This is a genomic window from Clostridium peptidivorans, assembly GCF_900205925.1.
GTDB classification, from domain to species: domain Bacteria; phylum Bacillota; class Clostridia; order Clostridiales; family Clostridiaceae; genus Clostridium_AK; species Clostridium_AK peptidivorans.
In genome coordinates, this window is the sequence record NZ_OAOD01000002.1 from 135,883 (window position 1) to 158,408 (window position 22,526).

Annotated in this window: 25 protein-coding genes; 1 reads left to right on the top strand and 24 read right to left on the bottom strand. The window is 30.9% G+C overall.

Features of this window, described 5'->3' with window-relative positions:
- Nucleotides 1-59 precede the first annotated feature (59 nt).
- A complete protein-coding gene (locus tag CRN98_RS02400) occupies nt 60-827 on the top strand; it encodes a hypothetical protein (protein WP_097025827.1) in 768 nt (255 codons plus the stop codon).
- Nucleotides 828-892: 65 nt separating this feature from the next.
- Here the strand turns inward: CRN98_RS02400 and CRN98_RS02405 are convergent, their stop codons facing one another.
- From CRN98_RS02405 to fliF, 24 genes are all read right to left on the bottom strand, one after another.
- Entirely contained in the window at nt 893-1,663 is a 771-nt protein-coding gene (locus CRN98_RS02405; protein ID WP_097025828.1) for a flagellar hook-basal body complex protein, read from the bottom strand.
- A gap of 10 nt (nt 1,664-1,673) precedes the next feature.
- Nucleotides 1,674-2,414 carry a flagellar hook-basal body complex protein gene (locus CRN98_RS02410; RefSeq protein WP_097025829.1) on the bottom strand — a complete coding sequence of 247 codons (741 nt, stop codon included), beginning with the start codon at nt 2,412-2,414 and terminating at the stop codon, nt 1,674-1,676.
- A gap of 196 nt (nt 2,415-2,610) precedes the next feature.
- A complete protein-coding gene (locus tag CRN98_RS02420) occupies nt 2,611-3,126 on the bottom strand; it encodes a coiled-coil domain-containing protein (RefSeq protein WP_097025831.1) in 516 nt (171 codons plus the stop codon).
- 29 nt (nt 3,127-3,155) lie between these two features.
- On the bottom strand, nt 3,156-3,890 hold the full coding sequence (locus tag CRN98_RS02425; RefSeq protein WP_097025832.1) for a FliA/WhiG family RNA polymerase sigma factor: 735 nt from the start codon (nt 3,888-3,890) through the stop codon (nt 3,156-3,158).
- 4 nt (nt 3,891-3,894) lie between these two features.
- Entirely contained in the window at nt 3,895-4,554 is a 660-nt protein-coding gene (locus tag CRN98_RS02430) for a flagellar brake protein (RefSeq protein ID WP_097025833.1), read from the bottom strand.
- Between the two features lie 30 nt (nt 4,555-4,584).
- Nucleotides 4,585-5,457 carry a MinD/ParA family protein gene (locus CRN98_RS02435; protein ID WP_097025834.1) on the bottom strand — a complete coding sequence of 291 codons (873 nt, stop codon included), beginning with the start codon at nt 5,455-5,457 and terminating at the stop codon, nt 4,585-4,587.
- Entirely contained in the window at nt 5,451-6,569 is a 1,119-nt protein-coding gene (gene flhF / locus CRN98_RS02440; RefSeq protein WP_097025835.1) for a flagellar biosynthesis GTPase FlhF, read from the bottom strand. The genes CRN98_RS02435 and flhF overlap by 7 nt, the downstream gene beginning before the upstream one ends.
- 1 nt (nt 6,570) lies before the next feature.
- Nucleotides 6,571-8,634: a flagellar biosynthesis protein FlhA gene (flhA, locus tag CRN98_RS02445; protein WP_097025836.1), complete on the bottom strand. Its 2,064-nt coding sequence runs from the start codon at nt 8,632-8,634 to the stop codon at nt 6,571-6,573.
- 46 nt (nt 8,635-8,680) lie between these two features.
- A complete protein-coding gene (locus tag CRN98_RS02450) occupies nt 8,681-10,513 on the bottom strand; it encodes a fused FliR family export protein/FlhB family type III secretion system protein (protein ID WP_097025837.1) in 1,833 nt (610 codons plus the stop codon).
- 18 nt (nt 10,514-10,531) lie between these two features.
- Complete coding sequence (fliQ, locus tag CRN98_RS02455; protein WP_097025838.1) at nt 10,532-10,801, bottom strand: flagellar biosynthesis protein FliQ; 270 nt, start codon at nt 10,799-10,801, stop codon at nt 10,532-10,534.
- A gap of 12 nt (nt 10,802-10,813) precedes the next feature.
- Nucleotides 10,814-11,599 (bottom strand): flagellar type III secretion system pore protein FliP, encoded by a 786-nt coding sequence (gene fliP, locus CRN98_RS02460; RefSeq protein WP_097025839.1) that lies wholly within the window; start codon nt 11,597-11,599, stop codon nt 10,814-10,816.
- Nucleotides 11,580-11,948: a flagellar biosynthetic protein FliO gene (fliO, locus tag CRN98_RS02465; RefSeq protein ID WP_097025840.1), complete on the bottom strand. Its 369-nt coding sequence runs from the start codon at nt 11,946-11,948 to the stop codon at nt 11,580-11,582. The genes fliP and fliO overlap by 20 nt, the downstream gene beginning before the upstream one ends.
- A gap of 26 nt (nt 11,949-11,974) precedes the next feature.
- Entirely contained in the window at nt 11,975-12,505 is a 531-nt protein-coding gene (locus CRN98_RS02470) for a flagellar basal body-associated FliL family protein (protein ID WP_097025841.1), read from the bottom strand.
- On the bottom strand, nt 12,502-13,242 hold the full coding sequence (locus CRN98_RS02475) for a flagellar motor protein MotB (protein ID WP_097025842.1): 741 nt from the start codon (nt 13,240-13,242) through the stop codon (nt 12,502-12,504). Before CRN98_RS02475 ends, CRN98_RS02470 begins: the two co-directional genes overlap by 4 nt.
- The gene (locus CRN98_RS02480) at nt 13,235-14,065 is read right to left on the bottom strand and encodes a motility protein A (protein ID WP_097025843.1); all 831 of its coding nucleotides are present in this window, start codon (nt 14,063-14,065) and stop codon (nt 13,235-13,237) included. Before CRN98_RS02480 ends, CRN98_RS02475 begins: the two co-directional genes overlap by 8 nt.
- Nucleotides 14,062-14,271, bottom strand: a complete 210-nt coding sequence (locus CRN98_RS02485; protein WP_097025844.1) for a flagellar FlbD family protein — start codon at nt 14,269-14,271, stop codon at nt 14,062-14,064. Before CRN98_RS02485 ends, CRN98_RS02480 begins: the two co-directional genes overlap by 4 nt.
- Before the next feature lie 122 nt (nt 14,272-14,393).
- On the bottom strand, nt 14,394-15,401 hold the full coding sequence (locus CRN98_RS02490; protein WP_097025845.1) for a flagellar hook-basal body complex protein: 1,008 nt from the start codon (nt 15,399-15,401) through the stop codon (nt 14,394-14,396).
- 35 nt (nt 15,402-15,436) lie between these two features.
- The gene (locus CRN98_RS02495) at nt 15,437-15,985 is read right to left on the bottom strand and encodes a flagellar hook capping FlgD N-terminal domain-containing protein (protein ID WP_097025846.1); all 549 of its coding nucleotides are present in this window, start codon (nt 15,983-15,985) and stop codon (nt 15,437-15,439) included.
- A 12-nt stretch (nt 15,986-15,997) separates the two neighbouring features.
- On the bottom strand, nt 15,998-17,341 hold the full coding sequence (locus CRN98_RS02500; RefSeq protein ID WP_097025847.1) for a flagellar hook-length control protein FliK: 1,344 nt from the start codon (nt 17,339-17,341) through the stop codon (nt 15,998-16,000).
- Nucleotides 17,342-17,346: 5 nt separating this feature from the next.
- The gene (gene fliJ / locus CRN98_RS02505) at nt 17,347-17,784 is read right to left on the bottom strand and encodes a flagellar export protein FliJ (protein ID WP_097025848.1); all 438 of its coding nucleotides are present in this window, start codon (nt 17,782-17,784) and stop codon (nt 17,347-17,349) included.
- A gap of 25 nt (nt 17,785-17,809) precedes the next feature.
- Nucleotides 17,810-19,117, bottom strand: a complete 1,308-nt coding sequence (gene fliI, locus CRN98_RS02510; RefSeq protein WP_097025849.1) for a flagellar protein export ATPase FliI — start codon at nt 19,115-19,117, stop codon at nt 17,810-17,812.
- A 23-nt stretch (nt 19,118-19,140) separates the two neighbouring features.
- On the bottom strand, nt 19,141-19,938 hold the full coding sequence (locus CRN98_RS02515; RefSeq protein WP_097025850.1) for a FliH/SctL family protein: 798 nt from the start codon (nt 19,936-19,938) through the stop codon (nt 19,141-19,143).
- Entirely contained in the window at nt 19,922-20,944 is a 1,023-nt protein-coding gene (gene fliG, locus CRN98_RS02520; RefSeq protein ID WP_097025851.1) for a flagellar motor switch protein FliG, read from the bottom strand. Before fliG ends, CRN98_RS02515 begins: the two co-directional genes overlap by 17 nt.
- A 5-nt stretch (nt 20,945-20,949) precedes the next feature.
- The gene (gene fliF, locus CRN98_RS02525; RefSeq protein ID WP_097025852.1) at nt 20,950-22,515 is read right to left on the bottom strand and encodes a flagellar basal-body MS-ring/collar protein FliF; all 1,566 of its coding nucleotides are present in this window, start codon (nt 22,513-22,515) and stop codon (nt 20,950-20,952) included.
- Nucleotides 22,516-22,526 lie beyond the last annotated feature (11 nt).

The window sequence follows — 22,526 nt, forward strand, 5'->3', positions numbered from 1 at the left end:
CTTCGAAATTTCAATATAATAAAAACTATTCACCATTAACTAGCAAAGGGGGCTTATATATGGGAGTGGGCTATGTACTAGGATGCTTTTTCAGCATTTTATTATGGAAAATAGATAGGCAAATAATATATCGTAGAATAAATAATGTATTTAAAAAAATTGTAAAAAATCCAATAATACCTGTATTTTTTTATTATTTATGTACTGCATTATTATGTATTTTGTTATCTGATATAAAAAACAAAGAGATATTTAACGGCATAACTGCATTTTTAATTACAGATATAAGCAGTAGTGAACGAAAAAATTTAAAAAGAAGCGACAAGGTTCATTTTTATGATTCTATATCAATCATTTCACGTTCTACAGTTTGTGGATTTATAGCTCCCTTCCTTTATATCATATTATTTGGAAATAGCTTTGCAATTATTTATACATTAACATATAATCTTCGTATTATAAGCAACTTAAATTTTATACTTATATGCTTTAATATACTTACTTTTATTCCTGCATTTATAGCTCAAGGATTTTTATACATTATTTATATTACTCGAAATAAAAAGTTCTCCTTAGATTTTAAAGGAGATTATTTTATAAATTCCTATATGAACCCTATGTTAAATGTAGACATCCTAGCGGCTTATGTAGAATCAGTTAATTTTTATCATTATTTTTCTAAAAAAAATACATCATATCTTAAAAGTTATGGTGAATATAAAAACAAAATTGATCAAATATGTATAAAAGATTATATAGGTATTTCTTATGGCATTTGTATGATTTGGTTTGTTATATTTTTTCTAATCACTATCCTCAAGCGCTAATTTTCAAAAGAAACAGTCGCTAATCTCTGTATACTTGAGACTAGCGACTATCTTTTGATTGTACTTTACTTTCCTCTCATGTTATTGACCATTCCCCACATTTCATCTGCAGTTGTTACTGCACGGGAACCAAAACTAAAGGCTCTTTGCGTAATTATCATATCAGACATTTCTTTTGCCATGTCCACATTAGAATTTTCTAAAAATCCCTGCATTATGTTTGAATTAATAAGCTTAGGCTGAACCCCTTCCTTAGGGATGTATAAGTTTTCACCTACAGATAAAAGATCATTATCTCCTGTGGTATTGTAAATATCAATTTTCCCTATTTCAATGTAATCATTTCCTTGTTTAACGGTTATTACTCCATCTTCTTTTATGGAAAAGTTATCTTTGGTTAAAGGTACATTACCATTATTTCCATAAGGTCTTATAACCAATAAGTTCCCATTTTTATCTACTAAATTTCCATTAGCATCTATATTAAAACTTCCACCTCGTGTAAGCATATCCCCTTCAGGTCCTCGAACTCTAAAATAGCCTGGCCCATCTATTGCTAAATCTGTTTTAGCTCCTGTATCTACAACACTTCCTTGGGAATTATCTCTTATCCATTGCCCTGTTTTAACACCAGTTCCAGTTATGAGATTTTTATTTTCTCCTTTATTTACAGGATATCCTCTTCTATCCAATGTTTCATACATCAAATCTTGAAATGAAACCTCTTCTCTTTTATATCCCGTAGTATTAGAATTAGCTATATTATTTGATATAGCATCTAACTTTTCTTGCTGTGCTATCATAGAACTTCTACCATTCCACAAAACTCTAAGCATATCTTACCTCCTAAATCCTTCCTATTTCATTTGCTGCTTTTCCTAAAGTTTCATCTAATGATTGAATCATCTTTTGATTTGTTTCAAAAGTCCTCATAACAGTCATCATTTCAATCATTTCACGAGTTACATTCACATTAGATTTTTCTAGAGAATATTGCTTTATATTTCCATTTGCTGCTATTTGTTGTCCTTCTCCACTGTAAATATTATCTCCAATTTTAGTCAAAGAATTATAGTCCTGAAAATCTACAAGCATCATATTAGACTGATTTAAACTATTAACATTTACATTTATGGGCTCCTCTGCCCTTGTCTGAGCATTTATTCCAATTACATTATCTCCACTATCATTTACTAAAAACCCTTGAGAATTTACATGAAAATGTCCATCTCTTGTATAATATCTCTCTTTATTTATTCCATTATTTCTTTCTATTACAAAAAATCCTCTTCCTTCTATGCCGAAATCAGTTTCTTTATCCGTATTTTGCAAAATTCCTTGAGTAAAACTTGTAGCTACTTCATCAATTTTACTTCCAAGATTTATAGTCCCAAGATTTACTTTTACATTTTTACCATTTACTATTTTGTCCCTATTGCTTAAAAGTACTTCATTAAAGGATTTAGTTGCTAAGTTGTCTACTTTAAAACCTGCAGTATTTACATTTGCAAGATTATTTGTTATAACATCTTGCTTTGCTTCCTGTGTTATCATTCCAGATACTGCCGTATATAATCCCCTTATCATTTTTTCACTTCCTTATCCAATATAACTTTTGCTTCCTCTGGATATTCCATACCCATATTCCTTGCTCGTTTTTCTACTTGATAATCACTCATTTGATAATTAATCTTAGCGCCAAGCATTGCTATAGTCCCTATAAATATTCCTATTCCTATTCCTAATAATATTTTTTTATCGCTTAAAAATAGTATAAGTTCTTTTATTTTAAATATAGTTCTTTTATTAATAGCATTTCACCCCTGCCTATATGTAGTGCTTCTGCAATTTCTTCTTCATTCATGCCTTTATCAATAAGCTTCTTTATTTCTTTTATCTTAACGCTATTTTTATCATCATCTTTATTATCGGCCAATATTTCATAATTTTTAGCTTTAATTCTATCACTATGTATTTCTTGATTTTTATTTATTTTTTGTTCTTCAATATTTATAATGCTTTCTTCCTGAATTATATTATATTGATTCTTTACAGCATCTTCTTTTTTTATAGCATATTCTAATTTATTTAATTTTTCCTTTAGTTCTTCCATTTCAGTTTGTATATCTAATATGGTTTCTCCCATTTCTCGTCTAAGCTTTCCTATTTCTACTTCGTAGTTTTGTAGACTTTCTTCTTTATTTATTAAAATATCTTTAAATGAATTTTTATCTTTTTTAAAAGATAAAATATTTAAAAATATCAGTGTTAAAGAAATTATTATTAAAAAATATGGCATTAATAATACTCCTTTTTGTATTTAATTTATTAATTTTCTACATTATATTTTAATCTTTTAAGCTCATCCCTTAAATGTAATATTGCTCTACTATGAAGCTGACATACTCTTGACTCAGATACTCCAAGTACACTGCCTATTTCCTTTAATGTAAATTTCTCATAATAATATAATGAAAGAACTGTTTTGTCCTTTTCTTTTAAATTATCTAAAGCTTTTGCCAAATATTCTAAAAGCTCTTTTTCTTCTAGCGTTTTTTCAGGGCTTGGACTTTTTTCATCTTCTATTGTGCCTATTAACGGCATATCATCATCTTCTGAAAATATTAAATTTTCTAAGGAGACCACTGATATATAATTTATATAATTTTCTACTTCAGAAACATCTTGTATTGAGACCCCAAGTTCAGCTGCTATTTCAAAAATCTTTGGTTCTCTTCCCTCTTTCTTTTGTAAATTTTCTACCGCAGCATTATATCTGTTAAGCTTGTCCATTGCTCCTTTAGATATAGGGCTTATTTTACGTAGCTCATCTATCATTGAACCCTTAATTCTTATAGAAGCATAGGTTGAAAATTTCATACCTTTAGAGGCGTCAAATTTATTTATTGCATCCATAAGCCCAAGCAATCCATAGCTTACCAAATCTTCATACTCAATATATTTTGTTTTCCCTATAATAACTCTTGATGCTATATATTTTACTAACGGAATATATTTTTGTATTATTTGTTCTTTAAAATTTCCTTCTATTGCTATAGCCATAATTTTAATCCCCTTCTACTCCAAGTTTTCTCTGTTCCCTCATTATTTGAAATAATATTCTCATTATTTTATCTACAGTTTTATTGTCTATGTCTAAAAAGCATATCCCATATATACCTTTATTATTTTCATCCTTTTCTATTCGTACAACTTTTCCTTTTAAATTTAAAGTTTCTTCTTTAATAGAAATATGCATTATTATTATATCCCCTAGATATAACTCCTTTGCGGTGCTAAGTCTTATTCCGCTTGCACTTAAATCTAATGAGTATCCACTATAAAATGTGATTTCATCATCATTTATATTTATCATTTCGTTTTTATTACCTATGACTGCAAAAGATATATTGCTTAAAAAATATACTCTTACAAAATTTCTTCTTTGTATCTTAATAAACTTTTCAGGTTTCTTTAAAGTTATCATCATTATTCTGTCTATCTTTCTTCCTAAAACAGGAGTAAAAAACTTATATACAGCTTTACCTTGGTAATATACTCCCTCTATGGTTTCACCTTTTCTCAAGGGTAAATAACTTCCGTCTTTGACAGGAACGCTTATTGCTATATATTCCTCGGTTATATCTTGTATATTGCTTTTATAAATTCCGTCTTCCATCAAAATTTCCATTTTTTCATTTATTTTGAAGTTTATCCTATCACTCATGCCGCTAACACTCCTACCCTAGTTTATATTTTATGAAAAGATAGCAAATAGCTTTTTAAATAAACCTTTTACAGAAGCACTATCCTTGGATGTATTAATTCCTATAAGTTTTTCTGCTATTTTTTCTATTGCTCTTGATGATTCTGAATAAGGTGCACTTATTACTACTGGTTCTTGTTTTCTTACTGCTTCTGTAAGCTTTCTATCTTCAGGAATATGTCCTAAATAATTTAATTCCATATTTAAAAACTTAGCTACAGTACTTCTAAATCTCTCATAGGTACTTATAGACTCCTTTAAGTTAAATGATTTATTTACAACTACATAGGCTTTATCCTTTAATTTAAAATGTCTTACAGCCTTTAAAAGACTATATGCGTCTGTAAGGGATGTAGGTTCTGGAGTAGTTATAAGTATAAGCTCCTCTGAGCATGCCACAAAGGCTAGTACATCTCTATTTACTCCTGCACCTGTATCCATAAGCAAGAAATCTATATCTTCTACTTCTCTTAATTTGCTTATAAATTCTTCTCTTTGTGAATCTGAAATTTCATCTATTTTTGAAAATCCATTTCCCCCTGGCAAAAGCTTTATTCCAAATGGGCCTTCTATTAAAACTTCATTTATTTTCATTTCCTTAAATATAACATCATATATATCATATTTAGGTATATATCCTATAAGTACATCGTCATTTCCCATACCAACATCTGCATCGAATATCATCACCTTATATCCTTGCTTTTGAAGAGAAATTCCCAAATTTACAACTAAATTACTTTTACCAACTCCCCCTTTTCCAGAGGTAACAGTAATTATACGTGGTGCCGTTTTAACTTTTACGTCCTTATCCTCCTGCCTTTGCTGTATAAGTTTTCTTAAGTTTGCCGCTTGATCTAGCATACATTATCTTCTCCTAAAATTAGATTCACTATTTCATCTTTAGAAGGTATTTTAATATCGTCTGGAACATTTTGGCCAATAGTTATAAAACTTAATGGCTTTTTAGCAGTGTTTAGTATATTTAAAATTGGGCCATAAGTTGTAGTCTCATCTAACTTTGTTACTATAACATAATTATATTCTAACACTTTATATCCTTCCAATATTGTATTTATATCCCTATTTTTTGTTACTCCACTTATAACTAGGTGAATGTCTTTTGTATTTATTTTTTCTATAAAGGCTCTTAGTTCAGATATTTGCATTATATTTTTAGAACTTCTTCCTGTAGTATCAACTAAAATAGTGTCACAATCTTTCATACTTTCCATTGCGCTTTCAATATCCTTCATAGAAAATATCACCTTAAAAGGTATATTCATTATGTCTGCATAGGTTTTAAGCTGTTCCACAGCTCCAATTCTATATGTATCTATAGTTATAAGTCCTACCTTTTTTTTCTCAAGAAGTGCTAATCGTCCTGCAATCTTTGCTATTGTAGTAGTTTTTCCAACCCCTGTGGGCCCAACTAAAACTACTATATCACTTAATGTTTTCTCTTCTATCTCAATGTTTTGGTAAAGTATTTTTTTAACTGCCTCTATATTTTCCTCATCTTCTTTAGGAAGCTTTGCCAATATCTCTTCAATGATTTTAGGTTCTATATCACTTGATTGAAGCTTTTCTTTTATCTTATTCTTTGAAGCTTTCTCCTCAGATGTTATATTTATCATATTCTTCATCATACTTTTCATTTCATGAAATTCTTTTAAAAGCTCTTTATTAATTCCATCAGTTTCTACTTCTACAGCTTTATGATTTATATCCATAGAAGCTTTGTCTTTAATTAAAGTTTTCAAAGCCCCAAAACTCTCTTCTTCCTTTTTAGAAGCTCCTTTAGCTCTATTATCTACTGCTGCAGTAACTTCCAATACTTTCCCTTGAAAAAACCCAAGAAATCCTGGTTTTTTTACTTTTCTTTGACTTATTATTACTGCATCTTTCCCTAGCTCATACTTTATTATATTCATAGCCTCACTCATGCTATTTACAATATATTTTCTTATCATCATCTTATACAGCTACAACTCCTTCGGCTTTAATTTCCACATCATTTGGTATTTCATTTATAGAAAGTACACATAAATTTGGGAATACCATTTCTGTAAGTTTTCTAAATGCTGGTCTTATTTTAGGCGATACCAATATCACAGGCTGACCTTCATAAAAGAAAGTACCTTCTATTATATTTCTTAAAGAATTTAAAATATTTCCTGTGGTTTCTGGATCCACCGCTGGGAAAGAACCTTGCATAGATTTTTGTATGTTATTTGCTATTATGTCTTCAATTTGTGGTGATAAAGTTATAACTGTTATAGAATTATTTTCATCTATTAGGGAATTACATATACTTCTTGCAAGGGAAAACCTTGCATATTCAGTTAATACTTCTATATCTTTTGTAGTTCTTGAGTTATCCGCTAAAGATTCAAGTATTGTTACCATATCTCTTATAGATACTCTCTCTTTTAATAAATTTTGTAGAACCTTTTGTACTTCCCCTATTGTCATAAGATCTGGTATGAGTTCTTCTACTACTGTACTATATTTTTCTTTTATTGAATCTATGATAACCTTAACCTCTTGTCTTCCTAAAAGCTCATAGGAATGAGTTTTTATAACTTCAGTTAAATGAGTAACCATGACCGTTGTTGGATCTACTACTGTAAGGCCTTTTATTTCTGCATCTTCTTTTTTATCATTATTAATCCAAATAGCCGGAAGTCCAAAGGCTGGCTCTATAGCTTTTATCCCCTGCATTTCCACTTCTCCTGAAGGATCCATACATAAAAGCATACTAGGCATAAGCTCTCCTTTTGCAATTACAGTTCCTCTTATCTTTATCACATATTCATTAGTTTTAAGTTGAAGGTTGTCTCTTATTCTTATAGGTTGTATTACAACTCCCATTTCAATAGCACATTGTCTTCTAACTGAAGTAATTCTTTGTAGTAAATCCCCTCCTGATGCCTCATCTGCTAGTGGTATAATTCCATAGCCTATTTCAACTTCCATTGGCTCGACATTAATAAGGTTCATTACATTTTCAGGTTCCTTAGCTTGTATTTCAGTGATTTCTTGATTTTCCAATTCTATTTGCTCTATCACCTTTGCAGCTTCATCCTTGTAAAGCATGTATGCTGATACTCCACAAGCTATAGAAAGTATTAAAAATGGTGGCTTTGGAAGTCCTGGTATTAAAAACATAAAAAATAGTACTGCAGATGCCATAGCAATTACCTTTGGAAATGCTGTAAGCTGATTACCCACAACAGATCCAAAGTTATCTTCATTTCCTGAACGAGTAACTAGTATACCTGAAGCTGTGGATATTAAAAGTGCTGGTATCTGACTTACAAGTCCATCTCCTATAGTAAGTCTCGTAAAGGTTGCTGCTGCCTTTGCAGCATCCATATTCATCATCAAAACACCTATTATTATTCCACCAAGAATATTTATACCTGTAACTATAAGTCCTGCTACTGCATCTCCCTTTACAAACTTAGATGCACCATCCATAGATCCATAAAAGTCTGCTTCCTGCTGAAGCTTTTTTCTTCTATCTCTTGCTCCAGTTTCATCTATAAGTCCTGAGTTAAGATCTGCATCTATACTCATTTGCTTACCTGGCATAGCATCCAGCGTAAATCTTGCTGATACCTCTGAAACTCTTGAAGCACCACTTGTTATTACAACAAACTGAACTATTACTATAATTAAAAATATTATTACTCCAACTACATAATTACCTCTTACTACGAAACTTCCAAAGGCTTCTATTACACTTCCTGCACTTCCCTCAGATAATATAAGCCTTGTAGAAGATATATTAAGTCCTAATCTAAATAATGTTGTAATTAAAAGCATAGTTGGGAATGATGAAAATTGTAATACATCTGTGGTAAACATAGTCAAAAGCATTATAACCACTGAAATAGTAATGTTTAATGCTAAAAGTACGTCTAAAAACCATGATGGAAGAGGAATTATTATCATCATTACTATGGCTATAACTCCAAAAGCTATTACTATGTCTATATTATTTTTTATGTTAAACTTTCTGCCTGTGTTTTCCACATTAATTCTCCTCACTTTTTAGTTAACAATTAATAACTATCATCGACTATTTACTCTTCATTATAACTGCCAATATTTCAGCTACTGCCTGATACATCTCTACAGGTATTTCTTCATCTATTTCAACCTTTTTATATATCATTCTAGCTAATGGTTTATTTTCAATAATTGGTATTTCATACTCTCTTGCCTTTTCTTTTATCTTTAATGCTATATAATCTGCTCCTTTTCCTATTACCTTTGGAGCTTCATCTTTTCCTTGTTTATACCTTAGTGCTATAGCTAAATGAGTTGGATTTGTGACGATCACTGATGCATCTGGAATACTCTGCATCATTCTGCTCATTGCCATTTCTCTTTGCTTTTGTTTTATCTTTCCTTTTACCTGAGGATCCCCTTCTTGTTGCTTATACTCTTCTTTCACTTCTTGCTTTGTCATTCTCATATCTTTTTTAAATTGTCTTCTTTGAAAAATGTAGTCTCCTAGTGCTATTGCTACTAATACCAAAGTAACCTTGAAAAATATACTTTGAATTAATTCTCTTATGGCTTCTACAAGAACCCCAAATCTCAAATTATATAAATTCAAGATTTTTGTGTAGTTTTCCATTATAAATTTATATCCTATATACCCTACTACTGTTATCAATAACACATCTTTTACTAATTCAACTAAAGTTCTCTTAGAAAACATTCTTTTAATACCATTTATGGGATTTAACTTTTTAAAATCAGGTTTTAGAGGCTCCTTTGTAAACATAATTCCAGTTTGCATAAGATTGGCAGCTATTCCCACAACCATAATAGATATCATTACAGGCAATACAAGCATTGCAATTCTTAGTAAAGTAATAAATGTTATGTAAAACAAATTATTATAAGATAATTCCATATTTAAAAAATTAGTTAAAAAATGAATTAAAGTTTTCTCAAGTCCTTCTATTATATAATTTCCTAATGCCGTTATAACTAATGTACAGGCTAAGAGTGTAAGTGCCAAGCTTGCCTCTTTACTCTTAGCTACCTGCCCCTTCTTTTTTGCTTCACTTAATTTATGAGGTGTAGCTTCCTCAGTTTTATCATCTGAAGCAAATATAAATAATACTGGCATCATTGGTAATGTATTATATATTCCTTTAAAAACCTCTGTCATTACACTAAATGCATCTCCAATTAAGCTTAAAAATATGGGCATTGCAAATAAAAAACTTGCTAGCGATATAAGTATCTTAACTGGAAGTCCTAGTATCATAACATTTAATTGAGGGACAGTTCTTGACATAAGTCCTAAAACTAAATCTGTTATGACTACAATTAATATAATTGGTATTGCCATTTTAAATCCAATTATAAAAAAGCTTATAAATGCTTCTATCATAATTCCTGCTGAACCTTGAAATAGTATAAACTTGCCAAGAGTTACCCATTTAAAACTTTCAATAAGCTGCAATATCAAAATATGATGTCCATCTACTATAAAAAATATTACAAGACTTATCCAATATAAAAGTCTTTCAATTAAAGTTGCATTACTATTTGAATTAGGATCAAACATACTTGCCATAGCTAATCCTGATTGAAGATCCATCATATTTCCTGCAAATTTAGCTGCCATAAAACAAAGTTCAGTTATAAACCCGAGTATTATTCCTGTGGTAACTTCACTTATACAATTTGCCATAAAAACTATCATATTTGAAATAGAATTTATTTGAGAAAAGTCTACACCTGGTAAAATTATGTACGATAATATAATTGCTACACCTATTTTTGCCATTGGCGGTGTTCCTTTTGGGAAAAGTCCAGTAGCTACAGTAAAAAAACTAATAAGTCTTAAAAATACCAAGATAAGTGCTGTAAAATATGCTATATTTATCAACTAAAACACCCCAATGATTTATTGTATTATATTTGAAATTAATGCAAATATTCTCTCCGTAAAATTTACAAGCTGATGAAGCATAAAGCTTCCTGTGAGGAGTCCAACTATTGCTACAGCTATAAGTTTTGGCACAAATGTTAGTGTTTGTTCCTGTATTTGTGTTGTTGCTTGAAATATACTTACAATAAGACCTACCAGTATTGAAATCCCAAGTATTGGTGCTGCTACTATAAGTCCTGTTTGTATAGCATCTTTTACAACCCCTATTACCATATTTTCACTCATTTATTAATCACCTCATTTAAAGCTCATTATTAAAGATTTTACTAGGAGGTGCCATCCATCTACCATTACAAATAAAAGAAGTTTAAATGGTAATGAAATCATTATCGGTGGGAGCATCATCATCCCCATAGACATAAGTATACTTGCAACCACAAGATCTATAATTAAAAACGGAATAAAAAGTAAAAATCCTATTTGAAAAGCTGTTTTTAATTCACTTATTATAAAAGCTGGAATTACTATGTAAAGAGGCATTTCATTGGCTGTCACATCTTTATTTATCTTACCCACATCTACAAAAAGCTGTAAGTCTTTTTTTCTAGTTTGCTTTAGCATAAATTGTCTTAGTGGAACTGCTCCAATCTCTATAGCTTGTTCCTGACTTATTTTATTTTCCATATATGGCGTAAAAGCCTTAGCATTAATTTCATTATATACAGGAGTCATAATAAATACAGTTAAAAACAGTGCTAATCCTATAAGTACCTGATTTGGTGGCGATTGCTGGGTACCTATAGCATTTCTTAAAAATCCAAATACAACTGTAATTCTTATAAAACTAGTCATCATTATTATAAAAGAAGGAAGTAATGTAAGTATTGTAAGCATTATAAGCAGCTTTATATTATCTACGTAATTTTTAGAATCCCCTGCACCATCTAAAGATATATTTACTCTTGGAATTGGCACATCTGCTGGAGCTGCATAAATTTTAGATGAAAATATAAGTACGCAACATACTGCAATTAATACTGTTCCCACTAAAACTCCTACATTTTTAATATTTAGTTTCTTCATCTTTATCTTCCTTTTTAGATTTTAGTTTACAAATTAAATCCTTTATGCTATGGTACTCTGGAATTTCCCTTGAGCACTCAATTTTAATTATATCTTCTTTAGGTATTTCAAAAATAATTTCTATTTTCCCTTGAGTACTAGATATTACATAGGCCTTTTCTCCAATCTTTACTACTAAAATATTATTTTCTTTGGATAGTGGAAGCCTATCTAATACTTTCATATATTTTCCCTTTTGAAGATCTTGGAGTTTCCCTCCCCCATATTTTATGAATATATATATAAGCATAAGTACAAAGGGAAGGAATAATATTAATTTAAATAAAGTTGACAAAAATTGTAAATCCATATATACTATACCTTTATTCTTTAGTTTTATTGAACTAATATTTCATTAAAATAGACGCTTTCACATCTTCCTTCTTTAAACATTGGATTTATTCTGTTTAATATTTCAACTTTTATATCTTCTGTTCCTTTAGGAGTAAAATCCTTTGCTTTTTTTGATCTTAATACACTATTAATTGCATCTCGGAGCATTGGGGTCTTACTTTGAAGTTCCTTTACAAGCTTTTTATTGCTGTATCCTATATGAATATTTGTCTTTACAAATCTTTTTTCTCCCTCATCTGAAAGATTTACTAAAAATTCGCCAAGTTCAAATGTGTAATCACTTATTGCAGGCTGAATTGCTCCATTTACAGTTGTTTGTGCTGAAGCCACTTGAGAAGGTAAATTATTATTTACTACTTGCATATTATTTCCATTTGCTTGACTGTTATTTTTATTAACCAGCATATATCCTCCAAAAACTCCTCCAGATATAGCTAAAGCTATGACAATTATAATTATTATAACTTTGAAAGACTTCTTTCCTTTCCCTTCTTTGGCTGTATTCTCACTCATTTGCTATCATTCTCCTTTTCTGAGGCTACAATTACTATATTTACTCTCCTATTTCTTGCCTTATGTTCTTCTGTATCATTAAGATATAAAGGTTTAAATTCTCCATATCCTGCTGCAGTAAATCTAGAAGGATTATGTTTTTTAGTTTCAACAAAGTATCTTACCACATTTACTGCTCTAGCTGTAGAAAGCTCCCAATTAGAGCTATATTTATAATTGCTTATAGGTACATTATCTGTGTGTCCTTCTACCACTATTTCATTAGGTAAGTTTAATATCACCTTATTTAGCTTTTCAAGTATTGGCAAACTAGAATCCTTTATTTCTCCTTGTCCAGTTTCAAAAAGTACATTATCTTTTAACTCCAATGATACTCCTCGTCTGTCTGATTTCACACTTACAGTATTTTGAAGTTTATTTTGATCAACAAAATCTCTTACTTTATCATAAAGTTCATTTTCTCTTCCACCAGTATCAGACCCTAGGTCTACTGTTTCCCCTACCATGGGTACATCCCCGTTTTTCATGTTAAAATCAAATATTGTATGCCCACTTTCTCCAGACAAAACACTTTGAAATGCAGAAGCTACTTGTTTAAGCTTTTGAGTATCTACACTTGAAATAGAATATAGTAAAATGAAAAAGGTCAAAAGTAATGTTACTGTATCTGAATAGGTTGCAATCCATTCGTTATTAGCTCCTCCTGAATCGCTACCCCCTCTTTTTCTTCTAGCCATTTTCAGCCACCCCTTCTGCTTTTGCAGATACTGTATAGCTCTTTCTTTCTTCAGGTGATAAATAAGACATAAGTTTTTCTTCAACTATTCTTGGATTTACACCTGATTGAATAGAAAGTATTCCTTCTAACATCATATCTCTTATAGCTACTTCTTGCTCACTTTTCAAAGCTAAATTTGCAGCCATAGGATTAAATATAAGGTATGCCATTAATGAACCATAAAATGTAGTTATAAGTGCCTTTCCCATACCTGATGCTATTTGGCTTGGATCTGAAAAATTACTTCCAAGCATTTGTATAAGTCCTATAAGAGTACCTGCCATACCAAATGCCGGTGCATACCCTCCCCAAGTTCGTAGCATATCTACTCCTTCTTTATGACGTCTTTCCATTTCAGAAATCTCTAAATCCATTATTTCTCTTATAGTTTCTGGTTCAATACCATCCACTACCATTTGAAGTCCCTTCCTTAAAAACTCTGCCTCTATAGAACTTATTTCATCCTCTAAAGAAAGGAGTCCTTCTCTTCTTGCTTTTCTTGAAAGGGATATAAACTCACCTATTGTATCTGGTGCAGATTTTTCACTTTCTTTAAATGTCTGAAATATTATTTTAGATAATCTTTTAAAAGTATTGAATGGGTAGGCAATCAAAAGTGCACAAAATGAACCTCCTACAGTGATTATTACAGATGGTATATCCCAGAAAAGTTTGAGCTGTCCTATATTATATTCTGTAATACTTACCATTGCCATACCCCATAGCATCATTGCAAATCCTACTGTTATACCTATTACTGTCAATATGTCTCTTCTCTTCATTTTTTAGTTGCCTCCTGTAAGTTCATGGAAAATATCTTTCTTTTGTATATTAGTGCTCTCTCTAATATTTCATCTAAAGATTCCTTTACCAAATACTTTTTTCCATTAACTAAAGTAATGAGGCTTTCAGGAACAGACTCTATTTTTTCTATATGCTCTGCATTAAGTATAAACTTTTTGCGATCTAATCCCGTAACTTCAATCATCACTCTGACCTCCTTGTCACTAGAGTTTTAATTATAAGCTTTAATCATAGTATGAAAATTCCCCTCAAGGGAAATTTTCATACATTTGATTAATACTCAACAACAAAAATTCTCAATTAAAACTATCTCTTAAGATTAACTAACTCTTGTAGTATTTCATCACTTGTTGTTATTATCTTTCCATTAGCTTGGAAAGCACGGGAAGCAACTATCATTTCTGAAAACTGCTCCGCTAAGTCTACATTGGACATTTCAAGCATTCCTTGAAGCATATCTCCATATCCACTATCATTAGGAGTTGTAGCATCGGTTCCTACTCCATTTCTAAAAATTGCTTCTCCAGAGTTTGCTGAGTTTTGCCATAAATTTTTGCCTAACTTTGTCATACCTTCTGTATTTTTAAAAGATGCCATAGCAATTTGGCCAAGGGCTGTTACTTTGTTATTACTAAGTACAGCCTTTATAACTCCATTTTTATCTATAGAAAAACTTTTTACTTTTAGCTTTTCGCCTCCATCTTCAATTTCATCTGGTATAGCTAAAGGTACAAGCTGTTGCTCATCAGCTTTTAAATCTTCACTTTCGGAATCTACAAATTCCATTGTTCTTTTTCCATCACTACCGTAACTAATAGAAGTTTTACCATCTGCTGTAGTAGCATATCCCATTATTCTCAATCCATCAGAGTTTACTAAATTACTATTATAATCTAATGTAAAAGACCCATCACGAGTAAACATAGTTTCCATTGTTGTACCTGTATCTGCAGTCATATCATCTTTTTTAATAACAATCTTTGCATCCGTAGGTCCCTTACCTACTACAAAGAATCCATCTCCATCTATAGCTGTATCAAGTGTTCCTCCAGTAGTCTGCATATTACCTGGAGTCATAGTTGTATCAATCCCTGCAACCTGTACTCCTAGTCCTACTTGGCTTGCATTAGTACCTCCTAGATTTCTACCCGGTCCTGTAGCTTGTCTAACATTTTGACTTAACATATCTTGAAATCTTATTCTCTGATTTTTAAAAGCTGTAGTACCTACATTTGCTATATTATTACCTATTACATCTAACTTAGTTTGATTTGCTCTAAGCCCACTTATACCTGAATACATTGCACGTATCATTTCATATAACCTCCAATTTAAAATATTTTCGTCTTTTAAGCATTTTTGCTTTCATTATCATCTTCTGAACCATCTGGCGGTTTCACATTATCTCCAGAACCATCTGGTGTTTCTACAACTTCTATAACAGATTCATACATAAATTGTCTTATATCATCTACTTCTGTACCATCATCAAGCTTTATTTTACCTACATTTACATTTACCCTTACTATACTTCCATCTTTAGATATTCCAGTAACTGTACCTATATGATACTTTCCCTTATCATTGATTGAATCAAGCATTACTGTTTTACCAATTAAACTTGATGCTCCAGAAAACTTCATAGAAGTATTTAGATTCGTCATCTGCTCTAAGTTTGCAAATTGAGCCATTTGAGCTACATATTCTGTTCCATCTTTTCCACCTGATAATGGATCCTGATTAGCAAGCTCTGCCGAAAGTATTTGCAGGAACGCATTCTTATCTAATTCTTGCCCAGCTTTTATTATCTTGGTACCCCTATTTGTTTTGGTAGATGAATTTGTTTTGGTAGATGAATTTGTTTGATTTTGAGTATTAACACCTGTACTTTCTGCCATTTTTTCACCTCCTTAAGCAAATAAATTTACATTATTTAATTCTTCACTTGAGCTTGATACCTCATCTACATCTAGTCCTTGTATTCCTGGAGAATCTGATTTATTTTTCTTATTTTGTTGTTTTCCACTATTTTCATGCTCAGATTGTCCCCTAAAAAAAGTTGTGTCTTCGTATATACTTATGTTAAGACTTTGAACACGTATATTATTTTGTTGTAATTTATCATTTAACTCTGAAAGATGAGCGTTTAATAAATTGAAGGCTTCCTTATTTTGAGCAGTAACGTTTGCCTTCATGATGCCTCCTTCTATAGTTACTTTTATTATTATTTCTCCTAATTCCTTAGGATTAATTTTTACAGTTAAATCTTTGAGATTGTTGATTTCCATATATTTGACTGTTTTTAATATGTCGTTTGCAAAAGTAGATTTATTTATAACTATATTTTCTTCTGCTGGTACTTGTACATTTTCTACAGTTGTTTTTAAGTGATTAATAAAGTTTACTGCATTTGTAATTTTGTTATCTTTTGAGGAGTCCTTAGATAAATTTTTAAGTAAGCTTTCTTCTTGTGAAAACTTGCCATCATGTAAATTTAAAAAAACATCTTTATTTTCTTTAGTATTATTAAGTACTACATTAGTATTATTGGATATTACATTAGCATGTTTACTTAAACTTACTTCATGATTTTCAAATACAACTTCATTTTTATTTGGAAATTTGTTTAAAGCTTTTTTAGCTTCTTTTACAAGAAGTGTAAGTTCTTCCTTTAAATTTTGCTTAAAAGAGTCTGACAGACTACTATGTACTTTATCTTCAGGAAAGTTCTTACTAAGACTTTCTAATAATGAGTTAAGTTCATCTTTGGAACTATTATCTAAATTTACATCATTAATTAAAGTTTCTACGTTAGATATCACTAATTCCTTTAATTTACTTAATTCCTCATTAGTGGTATTTTCGTTCAGAAAATTTGATATTAATGTTTCCATTACTGAGATAATATTTTGTGGTAAAATATCAGCTTCCTGTGTATTTAATAAATCTTCTTTTATAAGTATTTCTAAATCCTCTATAGAATTTACATTTTTTAATTTTTCTTCACTTATTCCAGCTGTTTTAAGTTCATCCTTAATCCTACTTATATCTAAATTTAAATCTTCTTCTACTTCTTCACCTTCATTTTTAGGTTTTTGGAAATTATCTTTTTTCGTTTCCTTAGAAGATAACTTACACTTATTTTCTAAAGTTTTAGAAAACTCATCTTTAAATTTAGTATCTTCTGGCTTTTTAGGAGTTTCTACATTCTTTATATTAAAATTAGTTGTGATTTCTCCTAATACTACATTCAATTGTTTCACCTCCCTTGGATAGCTTTTATGTGAGAATAAAGTGCAAATTCATCATTAGTTTTTTGTTCAATTAAATTTTTCTCTTTTATAAATGCTTCATATCCCTTTTCTTTCAATATTTCAACAATTTTTCGTTCTATCTGCTTTTGATTCAATTCTTGACGAGCATTATCTAAAAGTTTTTCCTTATTTTTAAGCTCTCTTGAAGTTTGATTTATTCCCACATTTAATGCTGATAAATATTGATATTTTATTTTTTGCTCTACTATACTTCGCTTATCACATAAGTTGCAGTACTTCTTATAATTCTCCTGAAGATGTATTAATTTATTTTCAACTTCTACCTTTTCCTTTTGAACTTCTTTAAAATTTCTCTTAGATTCATCTTCTTTATCCATTCTTATGTTTAAAAGCTTTTGAAGCCTAAATTTATAGTTCTCCATATAACTACCTCATCTCAATTGTGAATCATTTAAACATTGATTTTAGCCAATTTATAGTATCATTAAACTCTGTCTGTTCCTCTACTCTTTGTGTTAAAAATTTATTTATACTGTCTATATAATGTATAGCCATATCTACCTTATTATTGCTGCCTTTAACATAAGCTCCTATGTTTATCAAATCTTCCGACTCTTTATGAGTTGCCATCAGATCCCTTGAAATTGCAGCAGCATTTTTATGCTCTTCTTCTGTAATTTCATTCATAAGTCTACTAATGCTGTTTAATACATCTATGGCTGGATAATGATTTTTAGCTGCTAACGCACGGGAAAGAACTATATGCCCATCCAATATACCTCTAACTGCATCAGCAATAGGTTCATTAAAATCATCTCCATCTACAAGCACTGTATAAAATGCTGTTATAGAACCTTTATCAGACATTCCTGATCGTTCCATAAGTCTTGGAAGCATTGCAAAAACTGATGGTGTGTATCCTTTAGTTGCTGGAGGCTCCCCTATAGCAAGACCTACTTCTCTTTGCGCCATTGCAAATCGAGTTACTGAATCCATCATAAGAATTACTTTTTTTCCCTTATCTCTAAAGTACTCTGCTATAGCTGTAGCTGTAAATGCTCCCTTAATTCTCAAAAGAGCTGGTTTATCAGAAGTTGCACATATCACTATACTTTTCTTCATGCCCTCAGGTCCTAGATCTCTTTCTATAAAATCTAAAACTTCTCTTCCTCTTTCACCAATAAGACATATGACATTCACATCTGCTTCAGCATATTTTGCTATCATCCCTAAGGTTGTACTTTTTCCAACACCACTTCCTGCAAATATTCCTATTCTTTGTCCTTCCCCACAGGTTATAAAACCATCTATAGCTCTAATTCCTGTTGGAATTATATCCTTTATTCTTTTTCTCTTCATAGGATCTGGCGGAGCTGTATCTAGTGGGTAGTAAACTCCATATCTTGCTTCTTCACCCTCTAGTGGTCTTCCTAGTCCATCTAAAACTTTTCCAAAAAGCTCTTCTGAACATTTTACACTTAAGGGTTTGCCAGTAGGAACTACTCTACAACCTGGTGATATGCCTATAAGTTCTCCCAGTGGCATTAGTATCACATCTTTATCCTTAAAACCAACAACTTCACAATCTATTGGATTATTTCTTTCATTGTATATAATACAAACTTCACCAATAAAAGATTTTATGCCTTCTGCTTCTATAGTAAGTCCTATTACTTTTTTAACAATACCTTCCATATGATAAAAGGTAGTTTCTTTAACTCTTTTATTTATAAGCTGAAACTTTAATGCTTCCATACCGTACCCTCTTATTTACTTGATTATTCAGAAAGAAGTATTTCCTCTATTTTTTCTAAGGCTTTGTCTGCGCTTATGAGTATTTTTCCATTATCTTTTTCTATTATTAAATTTCCTTCAGGCATTGTCTCATCTAATATTACAAATACTTCTCCCTTAAATATCTCACGAGACTTCCAAATATCTATAGTGTTTTTTAACTCTTGTCCATATATTTGATTACATCTTACTATTATTGATTTAGCTCCCTTAGCTACGTCTAGTACGTCTAATACCATGTGATTTAAGCTATCTTCTTCTTTTATCTCTCTTTTAAACACTGCCTCTACTATATTTTTAACAGTTTCCACTATTTCATCTTTTTTTTCATCAAGATATCTCAAATATTCAGCTTTAGCACTTTCTATAGTTTTAGTTGAAGTATTTTGTGCTTCCTTTATTAGTAATTCTCTTTCATCTTTTGCTTTTTCAATATTTTTTTTGTATCCTTCTTCATATGCGTCACTATATCCCTTATTTTTTCCCTCTGCATATCCTATTTGATAAGCTTCATTATATGCTTCACTTCGTATTTTTTCTGCTTCCTTATAACTCTGAAATAATATATCATCTCTTTCAGCTCTAGCTTGCTTTAATATAGAGTCACTTAAAGCTTCATAACTTCCAACTATATCCTTAGTATAAACTTCTTCAATTTTATCTTTAGAACAAATTTCTTCAGTGATTTCCTTTTGCATTTTAGGGATATATTCTGTTATTATTTCTTTTTTACCTTGATTAACTACGCTGGTCCCCTTTATCACGCTATACGATGATTGCATCTTCTCCACCTCTTGCAATTACTATTTCCCCAGCCTCGTCGAGTCTTCTTATAATGCCTACAATTTTTTGCTGCGCTTTTTCAACATCCATAAGTCTTACAGGTCCTAAGAACTCCATGTCTTCTTTCAATGAAGCAGCCGCTCTTTTAGATTGATTTTTAAATATACAATTGGCCACTTCTTCTGAAGCTCCCTTAAGCGCCAATGAAAGTTCTTTTGTTTCTACTTCTCTTAATACTCTTTGTATTGATACATCATCTAATGTAATAATATCTTCAAATACAAACATAGACGACTTAACTTTCTCTGCAAGTTCAGGATTTTCTCTTTCTAGAGCCTCTGTTATATTCTTTTCTGTAGTTCTATCTACTTGGTTTAATATATCAACTATAGTTGGAACTCCTCCCATAGCCTTCATCTCTGATCTAACTACAGAAGATAATTTACTATCTAACACCTTTTCTATTTCCTTTAACACCATAGGAGAAGTATTACTCATAGTAGCAACTCTATAAGCTACATCTGCTTGTACTTCTTCAGATAACTCAGATAAAATTTGTCCTGCCTTATCTGCCTGAAGATGGCAAAGTATAAGTGCTATAGTTTGAGGATGTTCATTAGATATAATATTTAAAAGCTGATTTGCATCTGCCTTTCTTGCAATAGCAAAGGGTCTAAACTGCTGTGTAGCTTCAGTTACCTTATCTAATATTTCAATTGCCCTTTGGCTTCCCAATGCCTTAGCTAGAAGGGTTTTGGCATAATCCAGTCCTCCTTCTACAAGATAATCCTTTGCTTTGTTCATTTGTATAAATTCTTCTAATATACTTTGCTTTTGTTCCGATTTAACTGTACTTATATTAGCTATTTCATAGGTAATCTTTTGTATCTCTGATTCAGGAAGCTTTTTTATAATTCCAGCAGAAGCTTCTGGGCCTAAAGTTATAAAAAGTATTGCAGCCTTTTGTACTCCAGTTAATTTTTCCACATCTACCCCTGTATGCATTTAAATCACCTCTCATCTTCTGCTAACCAAGATTTTATTATTTCTGACACTTGGTCTGGTTTTTGTATAGCATATTTTCTTATTTCATTTTCTGTATGACTAATTTCAGTTTCTGTTTCTAATTCTATAGGCTTAAATTTAGGTACTTGTTCAAGTTCAATTTCATCATCTATAACAGTATCTATATGATCTAGTGGTAAAATCTCTTCTTCTTCCTCTCTATGACTTCTTCTCCATAAAATTATTCCTATTATTGATGCTAATAATAAAATTACTCCAATTCCTATTAATCCATATTTCTTCATAACAGCTGCCTTTGCTTTTTCCTTTTCCATTGCTTCTAAATCGCCTTTAACCTTATTATCTAATTCTTTATCAAAGGCTAATCCTTCTACGCTGATACTGTCTCCTCTAGTTTGATTATATCCTACAGCAGACATAACACTATTACTAACAGATGCCCTTGTGGCATTATCTATCACACCATCTAATATTACAGAAACTGTAAGCCTATTAACATCACCAGGTGCTTTTATTACCTTTTCCTTGCTTTCAGATATCTGATAATTTTTAGTATTTTCTTCATGAGTTGTTATACTGCCATCAGCGTTTTTCTGGATTGTATTATTCATATTATCATCTACAGGACTTCCTGTTATTTGGCCTTCTGTACCCTTTTCGGTATTTTTTATATTTTTTTCACTTACTACTATATTCTTAGGATCATAAGTTACTTTATCTGTTTCTTGAGCATCAAAATTCAAATCAGCATTTACAATAACTCTTACCTTATCTTGTCCATATACAGCTGAAAGCATATCCATAACTTTATTTTCAAGCTTTTTCTCGTAATCCTTTTCTAATAACTGCTGCTTTTCAGCTGAAGAAGATGCTTCAAACTTATCATCTTCAAAAAGGTTTTGTGTTAAGCTGCCTTTCGTATCATTTATTTCAACATTTTCTTTAGGCAAATTTTTTACACTTCCAGATACCAAAGAAACTATAGCCTTTACTTGATCTTTTGTAAGCTTTTTCTCAGGCTTCATTTTCAATGTAATCGAAGCTTTTGCTGGTGTAGAATCCTTAACAAAAACACTATCATCAGGAAGTACTAAGTGCACTCTTGCATCTTCTATTTCTGGAAAGGCTTTTATTGTCCTTTCAATTTCTCCTTGAAGAGCCCTTTGGTAGTTTATTTTCATTTCTGCATCTGTGCTGCCAAATTTACTTTTATCTAAAAGCTCAAATCCCTGACTTCCATTAGTCATAGGCACCTCAGCTAACACTTCCATTCTTAAGGAATCAACTCTATCTTTAGGAACTAATATAGTATTGCCTTCTACCTTAAAATCCTCTTTTTTTTCCTTAAGCTTAGTATAAATTGCCCCTGAATCATCAGAATCTACATTTTGAAAAAGAACAGCATATTTAGTAGAACTTGCTGAAATAATTCCATATATAACAACTGCTATAATACTTACTAAGATAATTCCATAAGCTATCTTCTTTTTTGTACTCAATTCAGATAATTTTGTCTTTAGGTTGCTAATCCATTGGGATAGCTTGTTCATTCACTAGCACT